The organism is Microbacterium algihabitans (genome assembly GCF_032464975.1).
Lineage (GTDB): Bacteria > Actinomycetota > Actinomycetes > Actinomycetales > Microbacteriaceae > Microbacterium > Microbacterium algihabitans.
Map to the genome: position 1 here is coordinate 339,358 of NZ_JAWDIU010000003.1, position 21,684 is coordinate 361,041.

Below are 21,684 nucleotides of genomic sequence, written 5' to 3' on the forward strand. Positions count from 1 at the left end.
GGGCGCGCGGCTACGACAGCGCGATGCGGTCCGCCGCCATGCCGGTGTCGCGACGGAAATCACCGGTGCCGAAAGCGAGACGTCGGGTCGCGGGGTGCGCGGCGATCGCGGGGGCGGCCAGAAGAGCCGCGGCGGACTCGACCATCGCGACGATCGGCGTGCCCGCCGGAAGCGAGGCCGCGACGTGACCGACGTCGGCGGGGCCGGCGCACATCGCCAGGACGACCCCGGCGAGACGGTCGTCGAGCTCGCGTCCGAGAGCGAGATCAGCCTGCCCGTCTCGGGTGCCGGCGGCGCTGATGCGCAGCCAGACGGGAACCTCGGCGGCCGCGCGGCGCGCACGATCGCGACCCTCGTCCTTGCGTCCGGAGGGAAGGCCGTCTTCGAGATCGAGCACGAGAACATCGGCCGCGGTGTCGAGGCCGCCCGCGAGGGGCGAGCGAAGCATCCAGGTGCGGGCGAGGTCCGCGCGCGCGGGGGCGGGGGCGGCCGAAGCCGCCCCCGCCGGGGTGTGCGCAAGGCTCACGAGCGGCTCCGAGCCGACTCCTCCGCCTCCGCCTGGACGCGGAAGGCGTTGAGCGTCGAGGTGTCGACGGCACCGACGGGGCCGGCGCCGACCGCCACGGAGGCGTCCTGCTTGGCATCCGCCGCCTCGTTCACGGCCGCACCGTGCGAGCCGCCGTGACCGTCGCCGGTGAGCATCGTCTCGTCGAACGGGAGGTTGCCGGCGAGCACTTCGCGGACGCGCTGGCCGTCGTACTCCTTGGTCCAGACGCCGATGAGCATCGTGGCCACCGCGTTGCCGGTGAAGTTGGTGACGGCGCGGGCCTCCGACATGAAGCGGTCGATGCCGACGATGACACCGACGCCGTCCACCAGGTCGGGGCGGTAGGCCGACAGTCCACCGGCGAGGGTGGCGAGACCGGCTCCGGTGACACCGGCGGCGCCCTTCGAGGCGATGATCATGAAGATCATGAGCCCGATCTGCTCGCCGAGCGACATGGGCGAGCCCATCGCGGTGGCGATGAACAGCGAGGCCATCGTCAGGTAGATCGCGGTGCCGTCGAGGTTGAACGAGTACCCGGTCGGGACGGTGATGCCGACCACCGGCTTCGAGACGCCGAGGTGCTCCATCTTGGCGATGAGGCGGGGCAGAGCAGCCTCCGACGACGAGGTGCCGACGATCAGCAGGTACTCGCGGCCCAGGTACTTCATGAGCGTGAAGATGTTCACGCGGGTCACGACGTACAGCATCACACCGAGCACGAGCGTGATGAACAGGAAGCACGTCAGGTAGAACGCGCCCATCAGGATGCCGAGGCTGATCACGGCCTGGAAGCCGGTCTTGCCGACGACCGCGGCGATCGCACCGAAGGCGCCGATCGGAGCGAGCCACAGGATCATGCCGAGGATGCGGAAGACGAGCACCTGGAAGTTGCGGATGCCCTCGACCATGCGCGCTCCGCGCTCGCCCATGCCCTGCAGAGCGAAGCCGACGAGGAGGGCGATGAACAGCACCTGGAGGATGCTGCCGCCGGTGAATGCCGAGAAGAACGTCGTGGGAATGATGCCCAGAATGAAGTCCTGCGTGGTGGTGGCCTCGGCCGGGGCTTCGTACGTCGCTCCCGAGATGTTGAGACCCTCACCGGGGTGGATGATGTTGCCGACGACCAGGCCGATGATCAGTGCGAACGACGACATCACCAGGAAGTAGACCATCGCCAGGCCGCCGATCTTGCCGACCGTGGAGGCCTTGGCGATCGAGCCGATGCCCACGACGATCGTGCAGAAGATCACCGGGGCGATCATCATCTTGATCAGCGAGACGAAGCCCTTGCCGACCGGCTCGAGTGCCGTGGCGAAGGCCGGGGCCATGAGACCGACGATGATGCCGGCCACGACGGCGACGATCACGGCGATGTAGAGCCAGTGGTTGCGGTCGATCTTCTTACGGGGGCGACCATCCCGAGTGGTGCGGAGTGAGAGAGCCATCAGCGCCTTTCCCCTCTTCCTAACGTCATTGTTTTTCCCGACGAAGCCGTCGGCGAATGACTTGACTGTGGTCGAGCGCGGACGCATCCACGATTTGTGGTCGTATTGTTCACGACAGCGCGAGGAAGGGCGGTGACATGCGATTGAGCGTGGGAGGACGCCTGGCATTGGTGTCGCTCGGCGTCGTCGTTCTCGTCGCCGGCGTGCTCGCGGCGCTGCTGTCGCTGCAGCTCAGCGACTCCGGTCAGCGCGAGGCCGAGAAGGTGACGCGGTCGGTCGCCGAGACGCTCGCGCACGAGCCCGATGTCGCGGTGCTCGCGGCCGCCCGCGACTCCGACACCCTGCAGCCGATGGTCGAGCAGATCCTTGCCGAGGCCGACCTGTCGTTCGTCACGATCATGACGCCCGACGGCACCCGCATCACCCATCGCAACCGGTCGGAGATCGGTGAGCCGTACCTGGGCTCGCGCGAAGAAGCCCTCGCCGGGAACACGTTCACCGAGGTGTACGAAGGCACCCTCGGTCCCTCGGTCCGCACGATCGCTCCCATCCGCGTCGACGGCGGCGAGAACGGCGACATCATCGCGCTGGTCTCGGTGGGCGTCACCCTCGGCGCCGTGCAGCAGGACATCGCGGCGCGCGCACCGCTCATCGTCCTGGCATCCGCCGCCATCGTCGGCATGGGCGTGCTCGGGGCGCTGTACGTGCGCCGCAGCGCCCGTCGCGTGACCGGGTCGTACACGCCGGGCGAGCTGTCGCGGCTCGTCGAGAGCTACGAGACCGTACTGCACTCGCTGCGCGAGGGGCTCGTCGTGACCGACCGTGCCGGACGCATCGTGCTGTACAACGACGAGGCGGCCGACCTGTTGGGGCTGCCCCCGGCCACGAGCGGGCAGGTGTCTCTCGACCCCCGCGAGGTCGAGATGGACGCCGGGCTCGCCGATGCCATCGCGACCGGGCGCCGCATGGTCGAAGAGACCGTCGTGAACGGCGACCGCGTGCTGCTGGTCAACCAGGAGGAAGCGCGGGACCTCAGCGGCCGACGCGCTCCCGAGCGCGGGCGCGTGATGACCCTGCGCGATCGATCGGAGCTGCAGGCCCTGCTGGGCGAGCTCGAGGGCGTGCGCACGCTCAGCGACACCTTGCGCTCGCAGACGCACGAGCACGGCAACCGCCTGCACGCCCTGCTCGCTCTGCTCGAACTCGGCCGCGTCGACGAAGCCCGACGATTGATCGTCGCGTCGACCGGAGAGCGTCAGGACCTCGCAGACCGCCTCGTCTCGGACGACGACGACGCCGTGGTCGTCGCCCTGCTGCTCGGCAAGCTCGACGAAGCCGCCGAACGCGGAGTGCGCCTCGACATCGATGTGGCCGAGCCCACCCCGACGCTGCCGCTGGTCGCCGCCGAGGCCGTGACGGTCGTCGGCAACCTCGTCGACAACGCACTGGATGCCGCGGCGACGGGCCCCGAGCCGCGATGGGTGCGTGCGACGCTGCGCGAGAACGGCGCCGACGTGATCGTCGAGGTCGTCGACAGCGGAGCGGGGTTCGACCCGAGACTCGACGACCCGTTCGCCTTCGGCGCCTCGACCAAGACCGCGCTCGCCCCGGGCGGGCGCGGCGTGGGACTCGCGCTCGTGCGCGACATCGTCGCCGCCCGGGGAGGCACTCTGCAGGTGACCGCTCAGCCCACCACGGTGCGAGTCTTCCTCCCCGCGGTGGCCGAGGCGGTGGCACCGTGATCCGCGTGCTCGTCGTCGACGACGATGCCCTCGCCCTCGAGCTGCACAGCGCCTACGTCGGCCGCGTGCCGGGGTTCGAGGTCGTCGGTCAGGCCGCCGGAGCCCGCGCGGCGCTCACCGCGATCACCGACCCGGATCGCTCGATCGATCTCGTGCTGCTCGACATGACCATGCCCGACGGCACCGGACTCGACGTCGCCCGGCGCGTGCGCGCGATAGGTTCGGGCGTCGACATCATCGCGGTGACCGCGGTGCGCGACGCCGCCACCGTGCGGGCGGCGGTGTCGATCGGGGTCGTGCAGTACCTCATCAAGCCGTTCGCGTTCGCCGCGTTCCGCGAGCGCCTCGAGGCGTACCGCGCGTACGTCGAGGGACTGAATCGCGCCGCCGGCGATGCGACGCAGTCGGAGGTCGATGCCCTGCTCGGGTCGCTCCGCACGGTCGCCGCCCCCACCTTGCCGAAGGGGCTCAGCGACGAGACGTTGCGGGCCGTCGCCGCGCGCGTGCGCACCGCCGCCGGAGCGGTGTCGTCGACCGAGGTCGGCGAGAGCGAAGGCATGTCGCGGGTCACCGCCCGGCGGTACCTCGAACACCTCGCCGACGCCGGGCGCGTGCGCCGCGAACCCCGGTACGGCGGCCAGGGCCGCCCCGAGATCACCTACGCCTGGGTGCGCGGCTGAGCCCCGCGAGGTCCCCGAGCCACGCGAGGTCCCTGAGCCACGCGAGGTCCCTGAGTCACGCGAGGTCCCTGAGCCACGCGAGGTCCCTGAGCCACGCGAGATCCCTGAGCCACGCGAGGTCCCTGAGCCTGTCGAAGGGACCAGAACCCACAGCCACCTCGCGCAACCCAGGTCCCTGAGCCTGTCGAAGGGACCGCAACCCGCAGCCCCCTCGCGCAACCCAGGTCCCTGAGCCTGTCGAAGGGACCGCAACCCGCAGCCCCCTCGCGCAACCCAGGTCCCTGAGCCTGTCGAAGGGACCGGAACCCGCGGCAACCCCGGTGACTTCGACAAGCTCAGCCACCTCTGCGGATCAGAGGTCGAAAGCCGCGCGGACGCCCTCGTTCACGACCACCCCGGCGCGCACGTTCAGGCCCTTGGCGAGGGCAGGATCGGCGGATGCCGCTGCCTCCCAGCCCTGCTCGGCGATGCGCGTGATGTACGGCAGGGTGGCGTTCGACAGAGCCCGGGTCGAGGTGTGCGGCACCGCGCCGGGCATGTTCGCCACGCAGTAGTACAGCGCCTCGTGCACGCGGAAGGTGGGTGCGTCGTGCGTGGTCGGGCGCGAGCCCTCGAAGCAGCCGCCCTGGTCGATCGCGATGTCGACGAGCACCGCGCCGGGCTTCATCGCGGCGACCATGTCGTCGGTGACGAGCTTGGGGGCGGCGGCGCCGGGGATGAGCACCGAGCCGATCACGAGGTCGGCGTCGGACAGCTGCTCGGCGATCTCGAGACGGGTCGAGGCGCGGGTCTCGATCGCGCCGCCGAAGCGCTCCTCGAGCTGGCGGAGCTTGGGCAGCGAGATGTCGATCACCGTGACGCGGGCACCGAGTCCGAGGGCGTTGGCCGCGGCGTGCTCGCCCGCGACGCCGCCGCCGATCACGACGACCTTGGCCCGCGGGGTACCGGGCACGCCGCCGGGGAGCAGACCGCGCCCGCCCGAGGCGCGCAGCAGGTGGTGGGCGCCCTCGATGATCGACAGGCGCCCGGCCACCTCGCTCATGGGGGCCAGCAGCGGCAGCGCCCGATCGGCGGTCTGCACGGTTTCGTACGCCACGGCCGTGGTGCCCGCACCCATGAGGGCGTCGGTCAGCGGTCGGTCGGCGGCGAGGTGCAGGTAGGTGAAGAGCGTGAGGTCGCGGCGCAGGAAGCCGTACTCGGGGGCGATGGGCTCCTTCACCTTGACGAGCAGTTCGGCACGCGCCCAGGTCTCTTCGGCGGTGTCGACGATCTCGGCACCGGCCGCACGGTACTGCTCGTCGGAGAAGCCGCTGCCCTCACCCGCACCCGCCTGCACGAAGACCTCGTGACCGCGATGGACGAGCGAATCGACCCCCGCGGGCGTCATGGCGACGCGGTTCTCATTGTTCTTGATCTCGGTGGGCACGGACACGCGCATGGGTTCCTCCTCGAGCGGATGAGCGTTGCCGAGAGGATCGCAGAAAAGAGTGTTTCCGTGGTGTTTCCGCGCAGATCCTTCGGCTACAGCCGTTCGTGCAGGGATATCATCGGCGAAACGACTCCCGCCGGGGTCGCCGACGCGAAGGATCTACGGTGGCCGACGACGACCTGCACCCCCTCGACGCGCGCATCATCGAACTGCTGTCGGCCGACGCACGCATGACGAACGCCGCCCTCGCCGACGAGCTCGGGGTCGCGGCATCCACCGCCCATGCGCGCTTACGGGGCCTCGTCGACCGCGGGCTCATCACCGGGTTCCACGCAGCCGTCGACCAGAGCCGCCTCGGCCGCGGGCTGCAGGCGATCGTCGGGGTCACCCTGCGCCCGGGGCAGCGGCAGGAAAGCATCCGCGCGTTCGCTCACGAGATCCGCCGCCACCCCGACGTGATCCAGCTGTTCTTCCTCGGCGGCGCCGACGACTTCCTCGTGCACATCGCCGTCGACGATTCGTCGGCCGTGCGCCGCTTCGTCGTCGACCACCTCTCGGCTCGGCACAGCGTCGCCTCGACGCGCACGAGCATCATCTTCGAGTACCACCGCAACGCCCTGGCCGCGGACTTCGACTGAGCCCGCCCCCGCGTGAGGGGTCACGATCGGTCGCCGGAAGCCTCTCGAAGCGACACTTCGTGACCCCTCACGCAGACGGTGGAGGGCCCGCTCAGCGCACCGCGGCCGCGATCGCGGCGATGTCGGCGGGCCTCGACCGGCAGCATCCGCCCACCAGACGCGCGCCGGCGGCGACCCACGCGGGAGCGTCGTCGGCGAGCGGGGCAGCTCCGCCGTGCCAGGTGCGCGTCGCGGCCTCCCACGTCTCGCCCGTGTTGGGGTAGACCACCAGCGGCAGGTCGGGCGCATCCGCGAGGGCGGGCAGCACCGAGCCGGGGGCGCAGCAGTTGACCCCCACTGCGACGACTCCCGGGGCGGATGCCGCTTCGCGCAGTGCCGCGGCGAGCGCTCCGCGTCCCGCGAAACCGGTGCTGTCGGCCGAAAGGCTGACGAAGGCCGGCATGTCGAGCGCGGCGAGCTCGAGCGCGAGGGCCTCCACCTCGAGCGGCGAGGGGATCGTCTCGATCGCCAGGACGTCGGCCCCGGCATCCGCGAGAACGTGCAAGCGTCGGCGGTGGGCATCGCGCAGCTCGGCGAGGGTCAGCCCGTACGCGCCGGTGTACTCGCTGCCGTCGGCGCGGAGCGCTCCGACTGGACCGACGGATGCCGCGACCACCGCCGCGCCGGCGTCGCGCGCCGCGGTCACCGAGCGGCGCAGCAACGCCTCGACCTCGGCATCCGGGATCTCTCCCCCGAAACCGATCTGGTACGACGCGGTGATCACGACCTCGGCGCCCGCGGTGACGAATTCGGCGTGTGCGGCGCGCACCTCGTCGGGGTCGTCGCGCAGCACGCGCGCCGACCACAGGTCGCTCGTGACGTCGTTGCCGCGCGTCTCGAGCAGAGTGCCGAGACCGCCGTCGAGGACGACGGGGCGCTGGGTCAGAGCGGTGGCGAAGTCGGTCACGCCTCGTGCGTCTCGCCGGCCGCCAGCACGCGCAGCGCGCTCGCGAGCAGCGCCTGGTCTTGGCGGCTGACATCGCGCAGGGCCTCGGCCTCGAGACGGACGAGCTCGGTCATCGCGGCGTCCACGCGCTCGATGCCCTCGGCGGTGATCGCGACGAGGATGGCCCGACCGTCGGAGGGATTGGGACGTCGGTGCACGAGGCCGCGCTCGGCGAGCTTGTCGAGGCGGTTGGTCATGGCGGCGCTGCCGATCATGGTGGCCGTGATGAGGCGCGTGGCGCTCAGCTCGGTGCCCGCGCGGCGGAGCACCGCGAGCACGTCGAACTCCCACACGGCGATGCCGGCGCTCGCGAAGGCCTTGGCGCGCAGCTTCGACAGGTGGAAGGCCGCGCGGCGCAGGCGCGACATCACATCGAGGGGCGTCAGGTCGACCTCGGGCAGCAGCTGCGACCAGGCGTCGATGAGGAGGTCGACCTCGTCGTCTTTACTGCTCGCGGTAGGCATTCTTCGACGGTACCGGAGCCGCGGGGTGTCGCGGCGCGCCTTGCGGGCTCGTCGGCGCTCTCGCCGGGGCGACGACAGGCCGCTGAGCGCCCAGAACACCCGGACGATCTCGACACTCACGCAAGTGGTGAGGGCAGGGGCACCGGATGCCGGGGCACCGGCCGCACGCCCCGCTTCAGCGCTCGCGCGGCGGCGCCGTCGTCCCGCGCGCGACCAGACGCGTCGGAAGCTCGACGTGCGTGGCCGGCAGCTCCTCACCGGCGAGCAGCGCCAGCACGATGCGCACGGCTTCAGCGCCCAAGCGCTTCATGGGTTGGCGCACCGTCGTGAGAGCGGGTTGGGCGCGGGCGGCCTCGGGCACGTCGTCGAAGCCGACCACCGAGAGGTCGTCGGGCACGCGGAGACCACGTTCGCCGGCGACCTCGACGATCGACAGGGCCGAGAGGTCGTTCGCCGCGAATACCGCGGTGGGCGGGTCGGGCAATGCGAGCATCGCGTGCGCAGCCTCGCGGGCGACGTCGTGCTCGTACCGTCCGTCGCCCACGAGCGCGGGATCGAACGGGATGCCGGCGGCCGCGAGCCCCGCGCGGTATCCCGATGCGCGGGCCACCGCCGAACGCAGATCGGGGCGACCGGCGATGAAACCGATGCGGCGGTGGCCGAGCTGCATGAGGTAGTGCACCGCCTGCTGAGCTCCGGTGAAGCTGTCGGATTCGACGGTCGGCACGTCGCCGCGTCCGGTGTGCGGATCGATCGCGACGATCGGCACGTCGCTCGAGACGTTGACCACCGTGGGGGTGACGATGATCGCCGCGTCGATGAGCGTTCCGCTGAGCCGACTCAGGGAGCGGCGCTCCCAGCCCTCGCCGTCGCGACGGGCTCCGGTGTACGCGAGCAGGTCGTAACCGGTGTCGGACAGGGCCCCCGCGACACCCTTGAGGATCTCCGCCGAGAACGGCTCGATGTCGGCCACCAGCACACCGATCACTCCCGTGCGGCGCGAGCGCATGCTGCTGGCCACGAGGCTCGACTCGTAGCCGAGGGTCTTCACCGCGTCGAGCACGCGGCCCACGGTCTCGGGCGAGACGCCGTAACGGCCGTTCACGGCCTTCGACACCGTGGCCACCGAGACCCCGGCCGCCGCGGCGACGTCGTGGATGGTGGTTCGCCTCGTCATGGCATCCGACCCTAGCGTGGAAATCATTTTCGAAAACGTTTGACGACGAAGCGGGCTACAGGCGACACTGCTGACACCTCGGCGGGCAGCAGACCCCGAGAAGCGCACGAACGGCAGAGCAGCCGCACACACCGACGCGCCCCGCGGCGCACCTCGACGAAGAGAAACGGGCATCACATGAACACGCGCAAGATCCTCGCCGGAGCGGCCCTCGCCGTCGCCGGCACCCTCGCGCTCGGCGGTTGCGCCGCAGGCGGCGGCAGCGGCCAGAACGCCGACGGCAGCGTCACCCTGACGCTCTGGCACAACTCCACGACCGGCGACGGCAAGAAGTACTGGGAAGACATCGCGGCCGCGTTCGAGGCGGCGAACCCGGGCGTCACCGTCGAGATCCAGGCCGTGCAGAACGAGGAGATGGACGGCAAGCTCCAGACCGCCCTGAACTCGGGCGACGCGCCCGACCTGTTCATGGCCCGCGGCGGCGGCAAGCTCGCCGACATCGTCACCGCCGGCCAGGCGATGGACCTGACCGACAAGATCTCGGCTGACGCGAAGACAGCCCTCGGCTCGTCGCTGTCGGCGTTCGTGATCGACGGCAAGAACTACGGCATGCCGGTCGCCGTGCTGCCCTCCGGCATCTTCACCTCGCAAGATCTGCTCACGGCCGCCGGTGTCACCTCGGCGCCGACGACCATCGACGAGCTCGAGGCGGCCAACGCCAAGATCAAGGCGACCGGGGTGGCCCCGATCGCCGTCGGCGCCAAGGACGCCTGGCCCGCCGCCCACTGGTACTACAACTTCGCGCTGCGCGCCTGCTCGAAGGACGTGCTCGACTCCGCCGCCGCGAGCCGCAGCTTCGACGACCCGTGCTGGCTGAAGGCCGGTGAAGACCTGCAGTCGTTCCTCGCGACGCAGCCCTTCAACGACGGCTTCCTCACCACCGCGGCCCAGCAGGGCGCCGGTTCGTCGGCGGGTCTCCTGGCCAACCACCAGGCCGCCATGGAACTCATGGGCGCCTGGGACCCGGGCGTGATTGCCTCGCTCACCCCCGACGAGCAGCCCCTGGCGGACCTCGGCTGGTTCCCCTTCCCCGAGGTCTCGGGCGGCGACGGCGAGCCCGGCGCCATGATGGGCGGCGTCGACGGCTACTCGTGCTGGGTCAACGCTCCCGCGCAGTGCACCGACTTTCTGAACTTCCTCGTGAACAAGGAGAACCAGGAGGCCTACGCGAAGGCCTTCCAGACCCTCCCCGCCTCGAGCGAGGCTGAGGGAGCGGTGACGACGCCGGCGCTGAAGTCGGTGCTCGAGGCCTACTCGAAGGCGCCCTACGTCTCGGTGTGGCTCGACACCCTCTACGGCCAGAACGTCGGCAACGCACTGAACGTCGCCGTCGTCGACATGTTCGCCGGCAAGGGTTCGCCGCAGGGCATCGTCGACGCCGTGAACGCCGCCGCGTCCCGCTGAGGACACCGCTCATGACGACGCAGCTCGCCGCTTCGGCGACCGACGCCGGGTCTCGCCGCCCGGCCGGGGAGGGTGCGCACCGCACCCCCTCGGCCGGGCGGCCGCCCGCGCGGCGGCGGCTCGAGAACTGGCGCATCCGCGGCGAACTCGCGATCCTCCTGGGCCCCGCCCTGGTGGTGTTCGTGTCGTTCGTCATCCTCCCCGTCGCCCTGGCCGCGTACTACGGCTTCTACAAGTGGTCGGGCTTCGGCACTCCCGTCGACTTCGTCGGCATCCGCAACTACGTCACGATCCTCACCGATCCCGCGTTCCACGAGGCGCTCGGCCACAACGCCTTCATCGTGATCGGCTCGCTCGTGCTGCAGGGGCCGCTCGCCCTCGGGCTCGCGCTGCTGCTGAACCGCAAGATGCGGGCGCAGTCGCTCATCCGCGTGCTCATCTTCGTGCCGTACGTCATCTCCGAGGTCGTCGTCGGTCTCGGCTGGGGCCTCATGCTGCAGTCGGGCGGCGCGCTCAACGGGGCGCTCGAGAAGATCGGGCTCGGCGCCCTCCGCGCCGATTGGATCTCCGACCCGGCGTTGGCGATCTGGACGCTGCTGATCATCATCACGTGGAAGTACATCGGCTTCGCGGTGATCCTCTTCCTCGCCGGACTCCAGGGCATCCCCGAAGAGCTCAGCGAGGCCGCCGCGATCGACGGCGCCTCGTACTGGCAGATCCAGCGCCACATCGTGCTGCCGCTGATGGGTCCGACGATCCGCATCTGGGCGTTCCTGTCGATCATCGGCTCGCTGCAGTTGTTCGACCTCGTCTGGATCATCTGGGGCCAGTACGTCGCCTCGACCGCCGGCACCTCGACCATGGCCACCTACATGGTCGCCAACGGCCGCAACGCGGGCAGCTTCGGCTACGGCAGCGCCGTGGCCGTGGTGATGTTCCTCATCTCGCTCGCCGTCGCGCTCATCTACCAGCGTTTCGTGCTGCGGCGCGACACCGCCGGCGCCCTCACCGGAGGTTCCGAATGACCGCCACCGCCACCCTCGTGGCCCCCAAGGCCCCGCGCTCGACGCTGCGCTCCCCCGCCGGGGCGAAGCGCTCCACCTCGGTGCTCGTCGGCTTCGTCGCCCTGCTGCTGATCGGCATGATGCTGGCCCCGGTGGTCTACGTCATCCTCGGCGGCTTCCGCTCGAACGCCGAGATCACCGTCGACCCGGCCGGCTTCCCGACCACCTGGAACTGGCAGAACTACGCCGATGTGCTCGCCAGCCCCATCTTCTGGGGCCAGGTCGGCAACTCCGCGATCGCGGCGATCGCCACCACGGTCTTCGTCGTCGCCCTCGGCCTGATGGCCGCGTACGCCCTGGCGCGCTACCGCTTCCGCGGACGCGGCGCGGTCTTCGCGCTGTTCACCGCCGGCCTGATGTTCCCGATGACGGTCGCCATCACCCCGCTGTACATCCTCGTGCGCAACCTCGGCCTGATGAACTCACTCGCGGGCGTCATCGTGCCGCAGATCGCCTTCGCCCTGCCGCTGACGATCATCATCCTGTCGCCCTTCCTCGCGGCCATCCCGAAAGAGCTGCAGGAAGCCGCCTCGATCGACGGGCTCGGCCGCCTCGGGTTCTTCTGGCGCATGGTGCTGCCTCTCGCCGTCCCCGCGGTGGTGACCGTCGGCATCCTGGCCTTCGTCAACAGCTGGAACTCGTACATGCTGCCGCTGTTCATCCTCAACAACGAGGCCGCCTTCACGCTGCCTCTCGGAACGCAGGCGTTCGCCTCCCAGTACTCCGTCGACACCGCGCGCGTGCTCGCATTCACCTCGCTGTCGATGATCCCCGCTCTGCTGTTCTTCAGCGTGTTTGAGCGTCGGATCGTCGGCGGCCTCACCGGCGCCGTGAAGGGCTGACCCATCATGACCATCCACAACACCGACGTCGGCGCTGCCCTCGCCAGCGGGGTGTCCCCTCGCGTGCAGGCGCTCGTGGCCGAGATGACCCTCGACGAGAAGCTCGCGCAGCTCGTGGGGTACTGGGTCGACCAGGGCGATGAGGTCGTCGCCCCGCTCTCGGGCGAGAAGGTCACCACCACCGCCCATGCGGATGCCACCGTGCACGGCCTCGGCCACCTCACCCGCGTCTACGGCACCCGGCCGGTCGACCCGGTCGAGCGCGCCGAGTGGCTCTGGGGCGAGCAGCGGCGACTCCAGGCCGAGACGCGCCTGGGCATCCCCGCCCTCGTGCATGAGGAATGCCTCACGGGCTTCGCGGCCTGGCAGGCGGCGACCTTTCCGACGCCCCTCGCCTGGGGCGCGTCGTTTGATCCGGATGCCGTGGAAGCCATGGCATCCGCGATCGGTCGCTCGATGCGCGACCTCGGGGTGCACCAGGGCCTCTCGCCCGTGCTCGACGTCGTGCGCGACGCCCGGTGGGGACGCGTCGACGAGTGCATCGCCGAAGACCCGTACGTGGTCGGCACGATCGGCACGGCCTACGTGCGCGGACTTCAAGACTCGGGGGTGCACGCCACGCTGAAGCACTTCGCGGGGTACTCCGCCTCGCGGGCCGGGCGCAATCACGCGCCCGTGTCGGCCGGACGCCGCGAGCTGCAGGACGTGTTCCTGCCGCCGTTCGAGATGGCCGTGCGCGACGGCGGCGCACGCAGCGTCATGAACTCGTACACCGAGATCGACGGCGTGCCGGTGGCCTCTTCGCACGAGCTGCTGACCGATCTCCTGCGGCGGCAGTGGGGCTTCGACGGCACCGTCGTGTCGGACTACTTCGCGGTGGAGTTCCTCCGCTCGATGCACGGGATCGCCGCCGACCGCGGCGAGGCCGCTCAGCTCGCGCTCGAGGCGGGCATCGATGTCGAGCTCCCCGGCCCCGACGCCTATCCGTTCCTGGCCGAGCGGGTGGCATCCGGTGCTCTTCCCGAAGCCGTCGTCGACCGCGCCGTCGCGCGCGTGCTCGCCGAGAAGGAAGACCTCGGGCTGCTGGATGCCGACTTCTCCGCACCCCCGCAGCACATAGACCTCGACGACGCCGGGCATCGCGCCCTCGCGCGTCGACTCGCCGAGGAATCGGCCGTGCTGCTGCGAAACGACGGCGTCCTCCCCCTCGCCGCCGGAACGCGGATCGCCGTCATCGGACCGAACGGCGACAGCGCCGAGGCGCTGATGGGCTGCTATTCGTTCGCCAACCACGTGCTCGCGCACCACCCCGGAACCCCGATGGGCTTCGAGATCCCGACGGTCCGCGAGGCGCTCGCCGGGCGGTTCGGCGAGGTCACGTATACCCGCGGGTGCGAGGTGGAGGGGACGGACCTCTCGGGTCTGGAGGCCGCGGTGTCCGCCGCCCGCGACGCCGAGGTCGCGATCGTCGTCGTCGGCGACCGGTCCGGACTCTTCGGCCGTGGAACGGTCGGCGAGGGCAACGACGCCGACTCCCTCGAGCTGCCCGGCGTGCAGCGACAGCTCGTCGAGGCTGTCATCGCGACCGGCACGCCCGTCGTGCTCGTGCTGCTGACCGGTCGACCCTATGCCCTGGGCTGGGCGCTCGACGTCGCCGCGGGACCGGCAGCGGTGCTGCAGGCGTTCTTCCCCGGCGAGGAGGGCGGGCCCGCGCTGGCCGCGCTGCTCGCCGGAGACGCCACCCCCTCGGGGCGTCTGCCCGTCTCGCTCCCCCGCTCCGCCGGTGCGCAGCCCTACTCCTACCTCCACCCCCTGCTGGGCGGGCCGTCAGGCGTCACGAGCACCGACCCCACCCCCGTGCGCCCGTTCGGATTCGGGTTGTCGTACACGACCTTCGAGAGGGGGGAGCTACGGGTGGACGGAGTCACGGCGACCCACGCGCGCCGCGACGCCGGTGTGCCGGCATCCGGAATCTCCGCCGAGGCGCGCGCCGGCGATGCGTTCACCGTCTCGGCCCGCGTAACGAACACCGGAGCCGTGTGCGGCGCCGACGTCGTGCAGATCTACGCGCATCGTGCTGTTGCGACCGTCACGCGCCCCGTCGCGCAGCTCGTGGCGTACGCGCGTGTGGAACTCGATCCCGGCGAGAGCGCCGACGTGCGCTTCACCGTGCCCGCATCGCGTCTTGCCTACAGCGATCGTGCGCTGCGACGTGTGGTCGAGGCGGGCGAGGTGGAGCTACGGCTCGGGCCGTCGTGCGCGGCGGTCGACGAGTCGGTGACGCTGCGGATCACCGGGCCGGCGTACGAGCTGGGCATCGATGACGCGCGGATCGTCGAGGTGGACGTGCGGAGGGGGTGAGGCCGGGTTCGGCGCGAAACGGAGCACGACGTTTCGCGCCGAACCCGGAAACCCGGCTGCCGGTGACGGTCGCGCAGTCCTCTGTATCAGCTGGTGCGGTCGAGGATGAGTTGCGTCGCTTCGCGGGGGGCGTCCCATTGCGGGAAATGGCCGCACCGTTCGAACCAGTGGAGCGAGGCGTCGGGGAACAGTCGCGTGGCGCGATCGGCCTGTTTCGGCACCGTCACGAGGTCGCGCCGACCCCACCCGATGGTGACCCGGCCGGGTGCCGTGCCTGCGGGGGCGCCCTGTTGCAGCGGGCCTTTCGTGAGGGCGTCCATGGCGTCTCCGACCGAGGGGGAATCGGCCAGTCCGCGCACGTCCGCCAGCACGGTTTCCCGCGAAAGAGCCCAGGGTCGCGTTGACAGCTGCGCCAGGAGCAGCGTCCGCCCGACGGGGTTGCCGAGCAGGGCCGGCAGCGTGCCGCGCAATGCTCGGACCAGCGCGATCGACGGCCGCAGCGTGGCGGCGAAGACGGCACGCTCACGGGGACTCCAGAAGCCGCCGGGGTCCAACGCCACGGTGTCTGCGCCGACTCCCCTCCGCGCGAGCTCGAGCACGATTCGGCCGCCCATCGACTGCCCGACGGTGGAGACCCCATCCAGCCCCTGCTCGCGGATGAAGTCCGCGACGGAGTCGGTCAACGTGGCGATGGAAACGTCACCGGACAGCGGCGGTGTCTGACCGAACCCCGGCAGATCGACGGCGATGACCTCACGGTGCCGGGCCAGGTCGTCGAGGATCGGGGCCCAGGATCGCCAGCCCGCGCCCAAGCCGTGCACCAGCAGCAGCGGGCTGCCCGTCCCTCGTCGAATATGGTTCAGCGTCACACTGGCAACGTTAAGCCGGGCGCCTTCTCGAATACACGGCGGCCCGGATGATTGCGGCGGTCGGCACGGAGGCGTATAAGCGGGGAGTGCGCGAGCCGATGAAGCTCCGAGATGCGCTCGATCATGCTCGCGTCACGGCCGGCGCACAGCGCGTGGTCGACGTCGAGGTGCGGCGAGGCTGACTCTCGACGCAGCGGAGAACCACCGCTCGAACGTCCAGAACACCCGGACGGATTCTCGGGCCCTCCGGGTGTTCTGGACTCTGGACCGGCCCCGGGCGGGGCGGGGACCTCAGCCGGCGGGACCGCTCAGGACGTCGACGGCGGCGGCGGAACCGACCACGTCCTCGATGATCGTGCCCCGTACGGCCACGGCAGGCAGGTCGTCGGGGGCGGGGCGAAAAGGTCGCCCTGGAAGACGGTGAAGCTTGCGCTGCGCCCGGGGGCGATCGCCCTCTCGTCCACCCCGGCAGTCCGCGCCGCAGAGAGCGTGTACGCCGTGAGGACCTCTGCCCGTGTCAGCCGCTGCGACGGCACCACCGCGCCTATATCGACCGCGCCCACCCGCCGTCGCATCTCAGCGATCGCGATGATCTCCCGCGGGTCGAAGGGCCCGATGGGCCAGTCGGAACCGATGGCCACGATGGTTCCGGCGTCGAGGAGATCTTCGAGTGCGACAGTGCGGGCGAGTCGAAATGTAACACCGGCGATCGCGGTCGTCTCCGGCACTGCCGACGACCCGGCGCCGCGTTAGCGTTGACCCACGCCATCGACGCCGCGAGAGGACCGGATGACGCTGCACGACGAGACCACGCCCCCGGATGCCGCCGCGCTCGCGCACCCCGTCTCCGGCGGGGCCGCCGCGGGCTCGCGCCACGCGCGCGCCGTCGGCAACCTCGCCTCGCGCGTCTACCCCGACGGGGACGACGCCCGGGCCGATCCGTGGTCGATCGACCTCGAGCGCATCCAGTTCTCGCCGTACTTCTCGCGACTCTCGGCCGTGACGCAGGTCGTCTCGCCGTCGATGGGCGGGGCCCCGGTGCACAACCGCCTTACCCACACGCTCAAGGTCAGCGCGATCGCCCGTGTCGTCGCGCTGCAGCTGAACACCCGCTCACGCCAGGCCGGAGAGGGCGACGTCTGCAACGCCACCGTCGTCGAGGCCGCGGCCTACGCGCACGACCTCGGGCACCCGCCGTTCGGCCACCTCGGCGAGACCACCCTCGACAGGCTCGCCCGCGACGAGCTGGGCCTCGCCGACGGATTCGAGGGCAACGCGCAGACCTACCGCATCCTCACCGCGCTCGACGTGGTCGAGAACGCCCCGCGCGGACTCAATCTCACGGCCGCCGTCCGTGCCGCCTCGGCCAAGTACCCGTGGGCTCCGTCGGTCGGCGCGGCCGACATCGAGCGGATCGGCCCGCCCCGTGGCATCCGCCGCTCCCCCGACGGCGCGTACCGCGTGCACAAGTACTCCGCGTACGACATCGACCTCGACGACCTCGCCGAAGCGCGTCAGGGCGTCGATGCCGAGCCACTGCGCCAGAGCATCGAGGGCGCGGTGATGGACCTCGCCGACGACATCGCCTACTCGGTGCACGACGTCGACGACTTCTATCGCGCCGGCATCCTCGACCACGCCCCGATCGCGGCGGAGTTCCGCGGCTGGCTCGACGACGTGCTCGAGTGGCGTTCGCGCGACGATGCCGAGGTGCGCGCCGAGCTCGCCCCCGGGGCCGGTCTCGAGCGCCTGCGCCGCAAGATGCGTCGCGACGACCCCTGGATCGCCGACGATGAGGCCTTCCTCGCCGCGGTCAGCGACGTGGATGCCGAGATGGTCACCGACCTGCTCGCGCGCCCGTTCGACGGGTCGCTGACGGCCGAGCGCCGGCTTGCCGGGTTCACGGATCGGTGGATCCGCCGCTTCCAGGAGTCGGCGCGTCTGCGTCCCCTCGACACTCCCCGCGCCGGGCCCGTCGTGCTCTCGCCCTGGGCCTGGCACCACGTCGAGGTGTTGAAATTCGTGCACAAACGGTTCGTGCTCAGCCGCCCCGACCTGGCGATCCAGCAACGCGGCATGAGCCGCATCCTCGCCCGATCGGTGCGCGCGCTCGGTGAGTGGCTCGACGACGACCTCGACCGCGCCCGCACGCCGCGACGCCTGCGTGAGCTCATCGCGCTGGCCCGCGAGCAGTACGCGCAGCTGCCCGCCGAGCGCCGCCCGACGGATGCCGAGGCCGAGACCCTCGCGCGCTCCCGCGGCATCGTCGACTACGTCGCGTCGCTGACCGACGCGCAGGCCTTCGCCCTGTCGGAGGCGATCTCGGGTCGCGCCGACCGCCTGTGGGCGCTGGGGCAGCGGCTGTGACCGAGATGCACGCGGAGAAGGTGCTCTTCGACCGACCACTGCATGTGCACTACGGCTTCATCTGGCTGCATCCCGAGGAACGCTTCGGTGAGATCGTTTCGGGCAGCCCGTTCGCCGGACAGCAGAACGGGCTCTGCGGCGCAGCGATTCCGGGGCTCCTGGATCTGCGGACGGGGCTGCACACCGGCGCCGTTCCCGTACGCGTCGTGCTGGTCGACAGTGAGCCCCCGCTCAGTGAAGCGGAGGACGTCGTCGAGGTGTCCTTCCGCCCCGACCAGCGGGTGTTGTGGTTCGGGGGTTTCGACGACGGCGACGAGATCACGCTCCCGGTCATGTCGTACCGTGCACGGTGGTCGGCGACCGCGATGGATGCCGGCCGTGACGCCGACACCGTCCTCGAAGAGGAGGCCGCGCCCGACCGCTACGAACTCTGCTTCTGGCCGGATGCCGACACTCGCCCCGACCAGATCGTGCGGCTCGGGAGCAAGACCGCCGCGTACTGGCACAGCACGACGACGACCACCGACGACCCTGAGAGCTGACGGCACCTGCAACCACGGGTCGCCACGGCCAGCTCGGGACCGTGGGTCAGCGTCTGTGGCTCAGGGGATGAGGCGCGCCGCGCGGTACCGCCCGAAGAGCTTCGTGAACGAGTCGCGCGTGCGGTGATGCTCGGTGAACCCCGCGAGGCGGCTCTTCGACATGTCGGTCATGACCTCGATGTCGCGCCCGAGATCGGCATCGGTGTGCCACCACGAGGCGACGCGCGTGATGCCGGGTTCGACGAGTCCGTGCTGCTCGACGATCTCGGCCCACACCGGCGCCGAATCGGCCATCTGCTGTTCGAACGGGCGCGGGGCGGTGTCGAATCCCTCCGCCTCGACACCGAGGTCTGCCGCGATGCGCGGCCACATCCAGCGCCACCGGAAGACGTCGCCGTTCGCGGTGTTGAACGCCTCATCCGCGCCCTCGGGGTGCGTGGCCGCCCAGACCATCTGGCTGGCCAGCAGGTCGGCATCAGTGACGTCGGTGAGGCCGTTCCACTGGGTCTCGCTGCCCGGGAAGACGAGCGGCCGGCCCGTGTGACGGCTGATCGCGGCGGCGACGGCGATCGTGAGCCCCATGTTCATCGCGTTGCCGACGGCATGGCCGAGAACCGTGTGCGAACGGTGCACCGACCACGTGAAGCCCTGACGGCGGGCGGCCGCGAAGAGCTCGTCCTCCTGCGCGTAGTAGAAGTTGTCGACGTCGAGTCGCGGCTCGTCCTCGTGGAACGGGGTGTCGGGCATCTCGCCCTGGCCGTACGCCTCGAAGGGTCCGAGGTAGTGCTTCAACCCGGTCATCAGGGCGACGTGACGCACCGGTGCGTCGGAGAGCGCCGCGAGCAGGTCACGGACCATGCCGCCGTTGACGGCGATGTTCTCGGCCTCGGTGTCCTGCCGCGACCACGCCGTGAAGAACACGTGCGTGACGGGCAGGTCGCCCAGCGCCCCGCGCAGCGACTCGGGCGAGCGCAGGTCGGCCGACCGCCACTCGACACCCGGACGCTCCGCACCCGGCCGACGGGAAAGGCCGGTCACCGCCCATCCCTCGTCGGACAGTCGGTCGATCAGCGCGCCGCCGGCGATACCGGTCGCGCCGACCACGAGGGCGTGTGCGGATGCAGTCAAAACGGGGGTCCCATCGATCGAGGTGAACGAACGGCAACCGTGCAAGGTCGAAGCGTATTCCTCGGCCGGGCTTCGGCCCGGCGCCGACGACAGGTCCCCCAGCGCACCGGACGCCCCCGCACCCATGTCCCGAAAAGTGCGGGCTGAACACCCCGCGAACCGCACAATCTGGGACACACCCCGACCGAAATGGGGACACGCACCCCCCGCATCCACGTCCCGAGAGATGCAGGCCGAACCAGACGAAAACGTGCCCCGGACCCTCGGCGGCCCACCGCCGCCCCGGGTCCGGGGCACGATCCGCTCGTCGAGGCGAGAGAGGCCTCGTCGGGCGGCAGCGCGTCTCGAGAGAGCGGGACGCGCGCGTACCGCGTCGCCCCGGGGCAGTGCGGCTCCCGGGGCGACGGGTCTTACAGGCCCTGGGCCAGGCGGTAGTACGCCTGGTTCCAGCGCAGTTCGCTCTGGAAACCGCGGACCGTGGTGTCGTCGTCGATCACGACGAGCTCGGTCTTGGCGATCTCCGCGAAGTCGCGGAACACCTCGATGCCCACGGCCGTCGTCATGACGGTGTGGTGGGCGGCGCCGGCGGCGAGCCAGCAGCCGGCCGAGGTCGCGAAGTCGGGCGCGGGCTTCCACACCGCGCGGCCCACGGGGAGCTTCGGCAGGTCGGGCGCGTCGACGTTCTCGACGACGTTGGCCACCAGGCGGAAGCGGTCGCGCATGTCGCTCATCGCGACGACCAGCGCGGGGCCCGCGTCGGCGGTGAAGACCAGGCGCACCGGGTCGTCCTTGCCGCCGATGCCGAGCTCGTGGATCTCGAGGCGCGGCTTCTTCGTCGTCAGCGAGGGCGAGACCTCGAGCATGTGCGCCCCGAGGATCCGCTCATTGCCGGGGACGAGGTCGTAGGTGTAGTCCTCCATGAGCGAGGCGCCGCCGGGCAGGCCCGCGCCCATGACGTTGGCGACGCGCACGAGGATCGCGGTCTTCCAGTCGCCCTCGGCGCCGAAGCCGTAGCCCTCGGCCATCAGGCGCTGCACCGCGAGACCGGGCAGCTGCTTCAGCGCGCCGAGGTCTTCGAACGAGGTGGTGAAGGCGCCGAAGCCGCCCTCCTCAAGGAACGAACGCAGGCCCAGCTCGATCGCCGCGCCGTCGCGCAGCGACTGGTGACGTGCGCCGCCGGGGAGCAGGTCGTCGACCACGTCGTAGCTGTCGACGTACTCCTGCACGAGGGCGTCGATGTCGGCATCCGATGCCTTCTCCACAGCCTCGACCAGCTCGTTCACGCCCCAGGTGTTGACCTGCACGCCGAAGCGCAGCTCGGCCTCGGTCTTGTCGCCCTCGGTGACGGCGACGTAGCGCATGTTGTCGCCGAAGCGCGCGAGCTTGAGGGTACGGGCGGCGGTCCAGCCGGCGGCAGCGCGCTCCCAGTCCTCGATCTGCTGGCGCACGACCGGGTTCGACACGTGGCCGACGACCGTCTTGCGAGAGACGCCGAGGCGCGTCTGGATGTACCCGAACTCGCGGTCGCCGTGGGCGGCCTGGTTGAGGTTCATGAAGTCGAAGTCGATGTCGTTCCACGGCAGCTCGACATTGGCCTGCGTGTGCAGGTGCAGCAGCGGCTTCTGCAGGGCGTCGAGGCCGGCGATCCACATCTTCGCGGGGCTGAAGGTGTGCATCCACGCGATGACGCCGATGACGTCGTCGCGACCGTTGATCTCGAGCGCCATGCGGCGGATGCTGTCGGAGTCTTTCAGCACGGGCTTCCAGACGACCTTCACCGGCAGGCCGTTGAGGCCCTCGACGACGGCCTGCGACTGTTCGGCGACCTGCGTGAGCGTCTCTTCGCCGTAGAGGTTCTGGCTTCCGGTGACGAACCAGACCTCGTAGCCGTCGAGGTCGTTCTTGAGGGGAGTGCGGGTCATGACTGTTCCTTTTCGGGT

At 70.7% G+C, this 21,684-nt stretch carries 19 protein-coding genes; 9 read left to right on the forward strand and 10 right to left on the reverse strand.

The genetic code is table 11. The annotated features are described in order from the left end of the window. Positions 1 to 10 precede the first annotated feature (10 nt). Both RWH43_RS11310 and RWH43_RS11315 read right to left on the reverse strand, forming a co-directional pair. A complete protein-coding gene (locus tag RWH43_RS11310; protein WP_316001518.1) occupies positions 11 to 526 on the reverse strand; it encodes an aldolase/citrate lyase family protein in 516 nt (171 codons plus the stop codon). Further along, positions 523 to 1,992, reverse strand: coding sequence for a cation:dicarboxylate symporter family transporter (locus tag RWH43_RS11315; protein WP_316001519.1), 1,470 nt, complete (start codon positions 1,990 to 1,992; stop codon positions 523 to 525). The genes RWH43_RS11310 and RWH43_RS11315 overlap by 4 nt, the downstream gene beginning before the upstream one ends. A gap of 137 nt (positions 1,993 to 2,129) precedes the next feature. Here RWH43_RS11315 and RWH43_RS11320 point away from each other — a divergent pair, with 137 nt between their 5' ends. Further along, complete coding sequence (locus RWH43_RS11320) at positions 2,130 to 3,734, forward strand: sensor histidine kinase (RefSeq protein ID WP_316001520.1); 1,605 nt, start codon at positions 2,130 to 2,132, stop codon at positions 3,732 to 3,734. Then, positions 3,731 to 4,414 carry a response regulator gene (locus RWH43_RS11325; RefSeq protein ID WP_316001521.1) on the forward strand — a complete coding sequence of 228 codons (684 nt, stop codon included), beginning with the start codon at positions 3,731 to 3,733 and terminating at the stop codon, positions 4,412 to 4,414. Before RWH43_RS11320 ends, RWH43_RS11325 begins: the two co-directional genes overlap by 4 nt. Positions 4,415 to 4,766: 352 nt before the next feature. Here the strand turns inward: RWH43_RS11325 and ald are convergent, their stop codons facing one another. Next, a complete protein-coding gene (gene ald, locus RWH43_RS11330; protein WP_316001522.1) occupies positions 4,767 to 5,852 on the reverse strand; it encodes an alanine dehydrogenase in 1,086 nt (361 codons plus the stop codon). 155 nt (positions 5,853 to 6,007) lie between these two features. Here ald and RWH43_RS11335 point away from each other — a divergent pair, with 155 nt between their 5' ends. After that, positions 6,008 to 6,481, forward strand: coding sequence for an Lrp/AsnC family transcriptional regulator (locus tag RWH43_RS11335; RefSeq protein WP_144785944.1), 474 nt, complete (start codon positions 6,008 to 6,010; stop codon positions 6,479 to 6,481). Positions 6,482 to 6,572: 91 nt separating this feature from the next. On the opposite strand, the gene mmuM is transcribed toward RWH43_RS11335, so the two are convergent. From mmuM to RWH43_RS11350, 3 genes are all read right to left on the reverse strand, one after another. After that, a complete protein-coding gene (mmuM, locus tag RWH43_RS11340; RefSeq protein ID WP_316001523.1) occupies positions 6,573 to 7,427 on the reverse strand; it encodes a homocysteine S-methyltransferase in 855 nt (284 codons plus the stop codon). Continuing rightward, positions 7,424 to 7,930 (reverse strand): MarR family winged helix-turn-helix transcriptional regulator, encoded by a 507-nt coding sequence (locus RWH43_RS11345; protein WP_144832214.1) that lies wholly within the window; start codon positions 7,928 to 7,930, stop codon positions 7,424 to 7,426. Before RWH43_RS11345 ends, mmuM begins: the two co-directional genes overlap by 4 nt. 175 nt (positions 7,931 to 8,105) lie before the next feature. After that, a complete protein-coding gene (locus RWH43_RS11350) occupies positions 8,106 to 9,107 on the reverse strand; it encodes a LacI family DNA-binding transcriptional regulator (RefSeq protein WP_316001524.1) in 1,002 nt (333 codons plus the stop codon). 177 nt (positions 9,108 to 9,284) lie between these two features. On the opposite strand from RWH43_RS11350, the gene RWH43_RS11355 reads away from it, so the two are divergent. The 4 genes from RWH43_RS11355 to RWH43_RS11370 are packed head-to-tail and all read left to right on the forward strand — an operon-like array spanning position 9,285 to position 14,838. Then, positions 9,285 to 10,571 (forward strand): extracellular solute-binding protein, encoded by a 1,287-nt coding sequence (locus RWH43_RS11355; RefSeq protein WP_316001525.1) that lies wholly within the window; start codon positions 9,285 to 9,287, stop codon positions 10,569 to 10,571. A gap of 11 nt (positions 10,572 to 10,582) precedes the next feature. Next, on the forward strand, positions 10,583 to 11,596 hold the full coding sequence (locus RWH43_RS11360; protein ID WP_144832205.1) for a carbohydrate ABC transporter permease: 1,014 nt from the start codon (positions 10,583 to 10,585) through the stop codon (positions 11,594 to 11,596). Beyond that, positions 11,593 to 12,477 carry a carbohydrate ABC transporter permease gene (locus RWH43_RS11365; RefSeq protein ID WP_316001526.1) on the forward strand — a complete coding sequence of 295 codons (885 nt, stop codon included), beginning with the start codon at positions 11,593 to 11,595 and terminating at the stop codon, positions 12,475 to 12,477. The genes RWH43_RS11360 and RWH43_RS11365 overlap by 4 nt, the downstream gene beginning before the upstream one ends. A gap of 6 nt (positions 12,478 to 12,483) precedes the next feature. Continuing rightward, positions 12,484 to 14,838 carry a beta-xylosidase/alpha-l-arabinosidase gene (locus RWH43_RS11370; RefSeq protein WP_316001527.1) on the forward strand — a complete coding sequence of 785 codons (2,355 nt, stop codon included), beginning with the start codon at positions 12,484 to 12,486 and terminating at the stop codon, positions 14,836 to 14,838. 86 nt (positions 14,839 to 14,924) lie between these two features. On the opposite strand, the gene RWH43_RS11375 is transcribed toward RWH43_RS11370, so the two are convergent. Both RWH43_RS11375 and RWH43_RS11380 read right to left on the reverse strand, forming a co-directional pair. Further along, the gene (locus tag RWH43_RS11375) at positions 14,925 to 15,707 is read right to left on the reverse strand and encodes an alpha/beta fold hydrolase (RefSeq protein WP_056224106.1); all 783 of its coding nucleotides are present in this window, start codon (positions 15,705 to 15,707) and stop codon (positions 14,925 to 14,927) included. Between the two features lie 308 nt (positions 15,708 to 16,015). After that, positions 16,016 to 16,435, reverse strand: a complete 420-nt coding sequence (locus RWH43_RS11380; protein WP_316001528.1) for an amidohydrolase family protein — start codon at positions 16,433 to 16,435, stop codon at positions 16,016 to 16,018. 61 nt (positions 16,436 to 16,496) lie between these two features. On the opposite strand from RWH43_RS11380, the gene RWH43_RS11385 reads away from it, so the two are divergent. Next, positions 16,497 to 18,074 carry a deoxyguanosinetriphosphate triphosphohydrolase family protein gene (locus RWH43_RS11385; protein WP_316001529.1) on the forward strand — a complete coding sequence of 526 codons (1,578 nt, stop codon included), beginning with the start codon at positions 16,497 to 16,499 and terminating at the stop codon, positions 18,072 to 18,074. Further along, positions 18,071 to 18,616, forward strand: coding sequence for a hypothetical protein (locus RWH43_RS11390; RefSeq protein WP_144832193.1), 546 nt, complete (start codon positions 18,071 to 18,073; stop codon positions 18,614 to 18,616). Before RWH43_RS11385 ends, RWH43_RS11390 begins: the two co-directional genes overlap by 4 nt. A gap of 60 nt (positions 18,617 to 18,676) precedes the next feature. Here RWH43_RS11390 and RWH43_RS11395 read toward each other — a convergent pair whose 3' ends face one another. Together RWH43_RS11395 and araA are read right to left on the reverse strand one after the other, a co-directional pair. After that, positions 18,677 to 19,744, reverse strand: a complete 1,068-nt coding sequence (locus RWH43_RS11395; RefSeq protein WP_316001530.1) for an SDR family oxidoreductase — start codon at positions 19,742 to 19,744, stop codon at positions 18,677 to 18,679. 410 nt (positions 19,745 to 20,154) lie between these two features. Beyond that, a complete protein-coding gene (gene araA / locus RWH43_RS11400; RefSeq protein ID WP_251508536.1) occupies positions 20,155 to 21,666 on the reverse strand; it encodes an L-arabinose isomerase in 1,512 nt (503 codons plus the stop codon). Positions 21,667 to 21,684 lie beyond the last annotated feature (18 nt).